Here is a 9212-nt window from a genome sequence, read left to right on the forward strand (position 1 = left end):
AGAAAAGTAAAATTAATTTCCTTTTCTCCTTGACTTTTGTTAGCAGGTTTTTGTGGGTTTTATATGGCAAATATTATTTCAATGCCCTTGCCAACTTACTCTATCTGTTATATAATATATATAACAAGTAGGAAGGAGGAAAGATGTTTTTTGAGATTGATTTTGAATCGGATATAGCTATTTATGAACAGATTAGAAGGGCCTTTATAGTGGGCCTGGCTCGTGGAGACCTCAAGAAGGGGGATAAGCTGCCCTCTGTAAGGGACTTGGCCGAGGAGATTGGCATTAATCTTCACACTGTAAACAAGGCCTACAAGCTCCTTGCAAGCGATGGTTTCATAGTTATGGACAGGAGGTTTGGCTCTATGGTCGGCAAGGATTTTGAACCAGTAAATGACAAAGAAGGTCAGATTATAAAGGATGAACTAGCCTATCTGGCATCCTTTGCCAAGCTTAAGGGCCTTGGCAAGGAAGATTTTATTGCATATATAGAAAATATTTGGGAGGATAAAAATGACTGAAGGAAATTTTATTTCTATACTTTACGCTTCATCCATCTTGCTAGTAGGAATCTTGCAAATTTTTGTCAATTCCCTTTCCAAAAAAGGCTACGTCTTTGGGATAAGGCTTGATGAAAATAGCGATGGTTTGAGAAAAATAAATAAAAAATATAAACTAATAACTCTAATTTTAACCCTAGCCTTAGGATCTATTCAATATTTAATATCATTTGTGACAAATAATGTCGGCTGGATAAGCCTATATTTTTTCCTAAGCTTGGGATTTATTATGGTTCCTCTAATTTGGGCCAATAAGGAAATCAGGAAAATTTCTAAGTCTAGTAAGCAAGAAAGGAAAAAACTTGTAAGCATAGGGGGAAAAAGTAAGATTTCCTACAAGCCAATCTTACTTATTTACGGCCTTTGCCTTGCCTTTATTATAGGAGGCAGCCTATATCTTTTCCTAAATTACGAAAATCTTCCTGATAAGCTCATTATGCATACAGATTTTAGCGGAAATGTCACCGACATCCAGGATAAGACTCTGACAAATGTCTTTATGCCAAGCTTCATAAGCCTAGGAAATTTAGCACTTTTTGCTATGGTAAATTATTTTTTAATCAAGGCCAGGCCAAGACTTAGCCAGGAAGACCCGGAAAGGTCTCTTGCTGATAATACAAAGGCTAAAAATCTTTGGTCCTACTATTTAGGGATAAATGCTCTTCTCATGACCATTCTTTTTCAGATTGGCATAACAAGCTTTAGCTTTGGAGGAGGTGATGGTCTTGTAAATATACTCACAGGTCTTACCCTTGTAACTTCAATAGGAGGAGTGATTTATTTAGGTTTTAAGGTTGGAACTGACGGATCAAGGCTTAATAATTTATCCTATACAAGCTTTGAGGAAGATGATGATAATTGAATACTTGGCTCTACAATCTATAACAATCCTGACGATCCAGCTCTCTTTGTAAATAAGAGAATTGGTGTGGGGATGACTATAAATATAGGAAGGCCAATGGGCAAGGTCATTTTAGCCCTTTCCCTTATAATTTTAATTGCAAGCCTAATAGCCTTATTTAAATATTCAGCCTAAGCTTGTGTCTACTAGCAAAGCTAGTTTAATAAATAACATTCTTATGATGATAGGTGTAAGTGAAGTATAATAGGCTTGAAATAAATATACACATCGACTAATTTTTGCAAAGGAGACTTAATGTTTACAAGTGATGATTTAAAGGCAATTAATGCTATTAGAACCCTATCCATTGCCCAGATAGAAAAGGCAAATTCTGGCCACCCAGGCCTACCAATGGGCGCAAGCCCTATGGCCTATGTTTTATTTAACAAGATTTTGAAGGCAAATCCTAAAAATCCTAAGTTTTTTGACAGGGACAGGTTTATCCTATCAGCAGGCCACGGATCAGCCATGCTTTATTCCCTACTCCACCTATCAGGCTATGACCTAGCTATGGATGAGCTTAAAAACTTTAGGCAAGTTGGCTCAAAGGCACCAGGCCATCCTGAGCTAGGCATGACAGAAGGAGTAGAAGTTACAACAGGTCCGCTTGGCCAAGGTATTGCCCAAGCTGTGGGTATGGCTGTTGCTGAAAAGCACATGGCAGGTCTTTATAACAAGGATGACATGAAGGTAATTGACCATTACACCTACGCTTTATGCGGTGATGGGGACCTAATGGAGGGGATTTCCTATGAGGCAATGTCACTTGCAGGTCATCTAAAACTAGATAAACTAATTATCCTTTATGATTCAAATGACATCTGCCTAGATGGGGACTTGTCTACATCCTTCTCTGAATCTGTAAAAGACAGGGTCCTTGCACAAAATTGGGCCTATGAGAGAGTTGCTGATGGCAATGACCTAGAAGCAATTTATGAAGCTATAACAAGGGCTAAGGAAAATGAGAAGCCAACACTTATCGAAGTTAAGACCATAATCGGTTTTGGTTCCAAAAACCAAGGCACCAACAAGGTTCACGGTGCACCAATAGGAGCAGAAGACTTTGAATTTGCAAAGAAGGCCTATGGTTGGGATGCATCTGACTTTGAAATTTCAGATGATATCTATAAATTATTTGAAGAAGGCATAAGGGCTCGTGGAAAATCTGCGAATGAAGCTTGGGATGAGCTTTTAAAGGCCTACTTAGAAAAATATCCAGAAGACTACAAGGAATTAATGGCAGGTATAAATAGAGAGCTTCCAGCAAATTTTATGGACCAAGTTAGAAAATATTCTCATGAAGATAAGGCTCTTGCCAGTCGTGCTTCAGGTGGAGAAATCATCCAAGACTTGGCAAAAATTACAAGAAACTTCTGGGGAGGATCAGCTGACCTTTTCTCATCAAATAAGACTAATATCAAGGATTCAAAGGCCTTTGGAGATGAGAGCCCATGTGGTAGGAATATTTGGTATGGAGTAAGGGAATTTGCCATGGCAGCTATAGGCAATGGTATCATGGCCCACGGAGGAAGCTTCCACCATGTGTCAACCTTCTTTGTCTTTGCTGACTACCTAAAACCAGCTGTAAGACTTTCTGCCCTATCTCACCTTCCACTTACCTATGCTATGACCCACGATTCTGTGGCAGTCGGGGAAGATGGCCCAACCCACCAACCAATCGAGCAACTTGCCATGCTAAGGTCAATTCCAAACACCCTAGTTATAAGGCCAGCAGATGCCAATGAAACAAGGCTTGCTTGGAAAGTGGCCCTTGAAAGTAAGGACAGACCAGTAGTTTTAGCCCTAACTCGTCAAAATATTTCAAACCTAAAAGAGACTGAAAATTTAGAAAATATTGACAAGGGAGCCTACATCATAAAAGATGCCGCAAATCCTGAATTAATCCTAATAGCGACAGGTTCTGAAGTGGCCCTAGCTCTTGAAACAGCAGAAAAGCTAGAGAAATCAGGCAAGGCTACTAGAGTAATATCCATGCCATCTATGGAATTATTTAGAGAACAAAGTGCAGCTTACAAGGAAGAAATCCTTCCAAAAGAGATTACAAAGAGAGTTTCAATTGAGATGGCCACATCCTTTGGTTGGTCCGAATGGACAGGCCTAGATGGTCTAAATATTGCCATTGACAGGTTCGGTATATCAGGTCCAGGCGAAGAAGTTGCAAAAGAACTTGGCTTTGACCCAGATGCAATAATTGAAAAGATAAATAAAAAATATTATTAGAATAAGGCTATGGATTTTCCATAGCTTTTTTCTTAGATAATGCATATAATAGTAGGAGAAGATAAAGGAGAGTCATTATGAAGATATGTGTACTTTTAGCAAATGGCAATGAAACTATAGAAATACTTACTCTTGTTGATTATTTAAGAAGAGCTGAAATTGAAGTAGATATGGTATCTACTACAGGAGATATAAATTTAAAAACATCCCACGGCATAGAATATAAGGCTGATAAGCTTATGGAAGATATTGATAGAAAAGCCTACGATGGAGTCTATATACCAGGAGGAACCAAGGGAGCAGAGACCCTTAGGGATAATGATGAGGTAATAGATTTAGTTCGTGAGTTTAACAATGACAATAAACTAATTGCTGCAATCTGTGCAGGTCCGATTGTCCTAGATAGGGCGGGTGTCCTTGCTGACAAGAAGGCCACATCCTTCCCAACTATCAAGGAAGAATTAAAAAATGTTGGCGAGTATATTGATGATCAAATAGTTGTCACTGATGGAAATATTACAACAGGCAGGGGAGCTGCTGTAACAAATTATCTAGCCCTAAGACTTGTTGAAATTATAAAGGGTGAAAAGGCCAAAGAAGACCTAAAATACGGCACCCAACACAAGGCAGTAGAAGATTATTTTGGAATAAAATTTTAGGTAAGATATGAAAAATATTAGGAAAATTTTTATCCTGGGTGGGGCCAATTTATTTGCCAGAGAGCTTATAAAATACGGCCTTGACCAGGGCTATAAGATAAAAGCGGTGGATTTGATCAAATCTAGCGACATAGAAGAAAATGAAAATTTGGAATATATATTGGCAGATTTTTTCTCCCTAGGCGATAAGCAAGCCGCTGAAATGATTGGCGATTGCGATAGCTTTGTTTATGCTGGAGGCATAGATGATCTAGTTGTGCCTAGAAGACCTGCTGGCAAGTTCTTTTATGAGAGAAATGTCTTGCCAACAGGCAGGGTGGCAAGGATTGCCAAAAAGGCTGGCATCAAAAATTTCCTTATATTAGGAGATTATAGGTCAGAAATAGCAGAAAAAAACGAAATTCTAAGGAAAAACAACTACCACCACGAGCCATATATAGAAGCCAGAGCCATGCAAGAATCCATTGCCTTTTTTGAGGGCGATGGTCTGATGAATGTCTCAATCCTAAGACCTGGAATGATTGTTGGCAGGTCTAATAAAAATGCCCTAGGTGCTCACATAGACCTAGTTAAGGCCAACACAACAATACCTGTGACAGAAGGGGTCATTCCAATAATTTCAGCTAGAGCCCTAGCCCAAGGAGCGATTTTTGCCCTAGAGCTGGAAGGTCACAAAAAAACCTACGCCCTAGCTACAAGCAAGATTTCCTACAGGGAAATCTATGAGAAAATCCTAGAGATAATGGATGAAAATGAAGAAAAGACCTTGGTTTCAAAGTCTTTTGAAGACCTCCTCCCAGCCTATGAAGAGGATAGAAAGATAACAGATAGGAAAAATCTAGAACATGGCATTGGCCAAGTAAATATGCTAAGGGCCATGACCATGGACTTGAGCCTAAAAAGCGACTTCGACCTAGGAGAAGAAGACCTAGGAGAAGATTTAGAAAAAATGATAGACCTTTACCTAAATGGCACACCTGTAAAGGCATAAAAAAACTGGAAAATCCTTCCAGTTTTTTTATTTAATCAAAAAGCTTCAAAAACTTGCCATAACCTTCTTCTTCAAGCTTATCCTTTGGTATAAAACGAAGGCTGGCTCCATTTATACAGTATCTAAGGCCAGTCGCCTCTCTTGGTCCATCTGGGAAAACATGGCCTAGGTGGCTATCAGCTTCCTTGCTCCTTACCTCAATTCTCTTTCTCATAAGGGTAAAATCATCCTTTTCTGTAAGCTCTGTATCTTCGATTGGCTTGGTAAATGAAGGCCAACCGCACCCAGCATCATACTTATCAAGGGATGAAAAAAGTGGCTCGCCAGAAACAATATCCACATAGATTCCATCCTCATAAAAATTGTCATATTCAGAAGAAAAAGGCATCTCAGTCCCATTTTCCTGGGTCACATGATAGGCTTCTTCACTTAAAATATTTTTTAGCTCTTCCTTGCTATATTTAGTCATAACTTATCCTTTCTGTATTTTTGTAAATCCAATCTTTAAAATCATTCTTATTATAATTAGAGCTGGCAACTTCCATAATAATATTTATTATTTCATCATCATTAGCTATAATCTTATATCCATTTAATTTTAGATATATAAGCATCAAATATGTACCTATTCTTTTATTTCCATCGATAAAAGGATGGTTCATTATAAATGAGTAAGCAAGTTGACAAGATCTTTCTATAGGGGTGTTATAAATATTATTTCCAAACATTGTTTGAAATGCAGAGTTGATTGATAGGTCTAACAAATCATCATCACGTACTCCTTCAATACCTCCGAAGTTTTCAATTAGGGATTTATGAAGCTTAATCACTTGGTCTTTAGTAAATTTTTTCATTTTGCAAGTTCTTCAAAAACATGACTAAATTCATTGAGAATATCTTTAGAAATATCCTCAATATCTTCATTTTTATAATATTCATTTTGCTTTATATCGTCATACTGGATCAATAAATATTTTGGTTTATTATTTTTTAAAATTATAGCTGATCCAGAATTATCAACCATTTTTGCAACCTTGGAAAAATTTTGGTTTGCTTCTGTCATTGAAACTAAATTATCTGTATGAATTCTCATAAAATCACCTCGCTATTTTATAAATTAGGATAAAAACATCCTAATTTATTTTAAATTTACTTTATTTCAATAAAATGTCAAGTTAAATAAACTATTAAAAAATTCACTTTTAGGTATAATAATAAAAAGATTTTATTAAGGAGCAAAAAATGTCAATGACAATCAAGAAGGCTACTTGGCCTATAGCCAAGGATTTGGCCTTTGATATCAATAATAAAGCAAATGCAGCTATAGAAAAATATGGCAGGGAAAATGTGGTAAATGCGGCCCTTGGGACCTTGGCAGATGATTCTGGCAAGATTATCGCCCTTGATAGCGTCTACGATAGGTTAAATCAGATGGATAGGTCAATAATTGCATCCTATGCCCCAATTGAGGGGGAAGATGGCTTTAGGGAGGCGGTTTTATCTAGCCTTTTTGAAAATCACAGGCCAAAGGCCTTCATGACTGCTATTTCAACCCCAGGTGGAACAGGGGCTATCAGGTCTGGAATTTTTACCTATGCGGATGAGGGAGATCCTGTAATCACTCATGATTATTATTGGTCACCATATAAGAAAATCTGCGATGAATTTGGCAGAGATTTCATTAGCTATAATTTCTTTACAGATGATTATAAATTTGATATAGACTCCTACAAGGCTTGCATGGAAAAATCCCTAGAAAATAAGGATAGGCTTGTTTCTATAATAAATTCTCCAGGCAATAACCCAACCGGCTATTCCCTAAGCGATGAGGAGTGGGATGAGGTGATCAAAACTTGCCAAGACTTTGCCAAAAAGGGCAAGAAAATCACCCTCATAGTCGATGTAGCCTATATAGAATATGCAGGAAGCGGCAAACAAAAGGAATTTTTTGAAAAATTTACAGACCTTGACCCAAATTTCTTTGTCATAGTGGCCTATTCCATGAGCAAGTCCCACACAGCCTACGGCCTTAGAAGTGGGGCAGCTATCGGTATTTCTTCCAAAAAAGAAATCATCGAAGAATTTGAAAATAGCCTAGCTCATTCAGCTAGGTGCAACTGGTCTAACGGAGTCCACGCCCCTCAGCTTATCCTAAAAGAGTTGGAAGATGATAAGGAAGGCTACAAAAAGGAATTGGAAGATTTAAGGCTCATGCTAGAAAAAAGAGCAGAGATTTTTGTAAGGGAAGCCCTTGCTAAAAACTTAGAAATGATTCCATATTTTGGAGGATTTTTTACCTTCATCCCAACGGATAAAGCTTTTGAAATAGCAGAAAATCTCGAAAAAGAAAACATCTTCACCATCCCACAGGCCAAGGGAATCAGGGTTGCAATCTGTGCGACAAATGAAAAAGACATAATAAAATTAGTTGACAGGCTAAGTTTTTATATGGCTAATATTTAAGAAAAATTGACTTTAGGATACTTCCTAGGGTTTTTTTTTGTTATTTTTATGATTTATGATATTATTATATTAAATCATAGATACATAGAGGCTAAAATGATAGATGAAAGAAAAGAATTTGGTAAAAAACTAATAGAAATAAGAGAAGTGAAAGGCCTAAGACAGGCTGATGTAGCAGATATAGCAGATATAAGTCAAAGAACAATAGGAAGGCTTGAAAGAGGAGAAATAGAATCGGCATCTGTAGATAGTCTAATAGAACTATCCAAGATATATGGTCTTGATGTCCTTACTTTATACAAGAAATATATCTATGGAGATTATTGCATACTTGAAGAAATCAAGAATTCATTAGATATAAATGCAATGTTTCTAACAAAGGATATAAGAATAGACCTATTAGAAAAAATAAACTTAATAAAAGATAGTAGAGAACTAAGAGCAATAAAATATGAGATAAATCTCCTGGAACTATTTATACGATATTTAAACTCTGAGATAACTAATGAAGAATTAAGTGAAATATATGAGGACCTATCCTCAACTAAGATTAAAAGAAAAAACTTCGATAATCTCGACCTTCAAGGCATAGACCTCCGCATATTATTAAATATAGCATCCACATCCCAAGATTTTAAGGGTATCGATAGGGTGGAGATATTTAATAAGTGCAAAAATCAAGATAAAGATAAGATAGTAAAAATAGGCACTTGTAATAACCTTGCTAATTGGAACATAATAAATAAAAATTATGAAGAAGCCATTAAGATAGCAAATGAAGGGATAGAATATGCAAGAATAAACTCCTCGATAGATGCTTTATTATACCTATATTTTTCAAGATTTATTGCTTGTTATAGAGCTAATAAAAATTATGAAGAGTCCTTAACAGCTACAAAAGTGTTATTAGTAAATATCTTAAATAAAGATTTACAGTTACTAATGAATAAAAAAATAGAAATTATATTAGGATAAACTAAATAAGTAGTTAAAAATCATGAATAAATATCGACCTGTAACTAGAAAACTCTCTGGTAAATTTTCCCCTTGATTTCAGAAAGTACATTTTATAAATCTGGATTGACTAGGCAAAGTTTCAATTGAGTTTTTAATTATTTTAGGTCGATTACTAGAATGTGATAGTAGTGATAACAATCTAGACTAATTTATTCATACTGTAACAAGACTTTTCAAAGTCAAATAGAATCAGATTTATATGTAGTTGATTTAACCATAATAATAATATCTTCATCATCAGCTAGAGATTCATTCATAGTAGACAAAAATGGCATTATGAACATGATTGACACTAAGATTAAAAATCTAAATTTTTTCATATAATTACCTCCTCGTATATTGGAGATGTAGTAAAAACACTACATTTTATTCTCAATCCC

The 9212-nt window shown here is 36.2% G+C and carries 12 protein-coding genes; 8 read left to right on the plus strand and 4 right to left on the minus strand.

Features of this window, described 5'->3' with window-relative positions; all coding sequences use genetic code 11:
• Positions 1-143 precede the first annotated feature (143 nt).
• The 6 genes from RRB46_RS10415 to RRB46_RS10440 all read left to right on the plus strand — a co-directional run bounded on the left by RRB46_RS10415 (position 144) and on the right by RRB46_RS10440 (position 5352).
• A complete protein-coding gene (locus tag RRB46_RS10415; protein ID WP_296127783.1) occupies positions 144-521 on the plus strand; it encodes a GntR family transcriptional regulator in 378 nt (125 codons plus the stop codon).
• Positions 514-1422: a DUF1648 domain-containing protein gene (locus RRB46_RS10420; protein ID WP_311538484.1), complete on the plus strand. Its 909-nt coding sequence runs from the start codon at positions 514-516 to the stop codon at positions 1420-1422. Before RRB46_RS10415 ends, RRB46_RS10420 begins: the two co-directional genes overlap by 8 nt.
• Positions 1423-1437: 15 nt before the next feature.
• A complete protein-coding gene (locus tag RRB46_RS10425; protein ID WP_311538487.1) occupies positions 1438-1596 on the plus strand; it encodes a DUF5808 domain-containing protein in 159 nt (52 codons plus the stop codon).
• Positions 1597-1716: 120 nt separating this feature from the next.
• The gene (gene tkt / locus RRB46_RS10430; protein ID WP_311538485.1) at positions 1717-3702 is read left to right on the plus strand and encodes a transketolase; all 1986 of its coding nucleotides are present in this window, start codon (positions 1717-1719) and stop codon (positions 3700-3702) included.
• Positions 3703-3779: 77 nt separating this feature from the next.
• Positions 3780-4361, plus strand: coding sequence for a DJ-1 family glyoxalase III (locus RRB46_RS10435; protein WP_311538486.1), 582 nt, complete (start codon positions 3780-3782; stop codon positions 4359-4361).
• 7 nt (positions 4362-4368) lie between these two features.
• Positions 4369-5352, plus strand: a complete 984-nt coding sequence (locus RRB46_RS10440; RefSeq protein WP_297689977.1) for an NAD(P)-dependent oxidoreductase — start codon at positions 4369-4371, stop codon at positions 5350-5352.
• A gap of 31 nt (positions 5353-5383) precedes the next feature.
• Here the strand turns inward: RRB46_RS10440 and msrB are convergent, their stop codons facing one another.
• The 3 genes from msrB to RRB46_RS10455 are packed head-to-tail and all read right to left on the minus strand — an operon-like array spanning position 5384 to position 6445.
• A complete protein-coding gene (msrB, locus tag RRB46_RS10445) occupies positions 5384-5821 on the minus strand; it encodes a peptide-methionine (R)-S-oxide reductase MsrB (protein ID WP_296127790.1) in 438 nt (145 codons plus the stop codon).
• Positions 5814-6206 (minus strand): type II toxin-antitoxin system death-on-curing family toxin, encoded by a 393-nt coding sequence (locus RRB46_RS10450; protein WP_296127792.1) that lies wholly within the window; start codon positions 6204-6206, stop codon positions 5814-5816. The genes msrB and RRB46_RS10450 overlap by 8 nt, the downstream gene beginning before the upstream one ends.
• The gene (locus RRB46_RS10455; RefSeq protein WP_296127795.1) at positions 6203-6445 is read right to left on the minus strand and encodes a type II toxin-antitoxin system Phd/YefM family antitoxin; all 243 of its coding nucleotides are present in this window, start codon (positions 6443-6445) and stop codon (positions 6203-6205) included. Before RRB46_RS10455 ends, RRB46_RS10450 begins: the two co-directional genes overlap by 4 nt.
• A 149-nt stretch (positions 6446-6594) precedes the next feature.
• Between RRB46_RS10455 and RRB46_RS10460 the strand changes: the two genes are divergently transcribed.
• Both RRB46_RS10460 and RRB46_RS10465 read left to right on the plus strand, forming a co-directional pair.
• The gene (locus RRB46_RS10460; RefSeq protein ID WP_296127796.1) at positions 6595-7815 is read left to right on the plus strand and encodes a pyridoxal phosphate-dependent aminotransferase; all 1221 of its coding nucleotides are present in this window, start codon (positions 6595-6597) and stop codon (positions 7813-7815) included.
• A gap of 96 nt (positions 7816-7911) precedes the next feature.
• Positions 7912-8790 carry a helix-turn-helix domain-containing protein gene (locus RRB46_RS10465; RefSeq protein WP_296127798.1) on the plus strand — a complete coding sequence of 293 codons (879 nt, stop codon included), beginning with the start codon at positions 7912-7914 and terminating at the stop codon, positions 8788-8790.
• Positions 8791-9011: 221 nt separating this feature from the next.
• On the opposite strand, the gene RRB46_RS10470 is transcribed toward RRB46_RS10465, so the two are convergent.
• Complete coding sequence (locus RRB46_RS10470) at positions 9012-9152, minus strand: hypothetical protein (RefSeq protein WP_296127801.1); 141 nt, start codon at positions 9150-9152, stop codon at positions 9012-9014.
• Positions 9153-9212: the final 60 nt, after the last annotated feature.

The sequence above is a fragment of the uncultured Anaerococcus sp. genome (assembly GCF_963512375.1).
In the GTDB taxonomy this organism is placed as follows: Bacteria; Bacillota; Clostridia; order Tissierellales; family Peptoniphilaceae; genus Anaerococcus.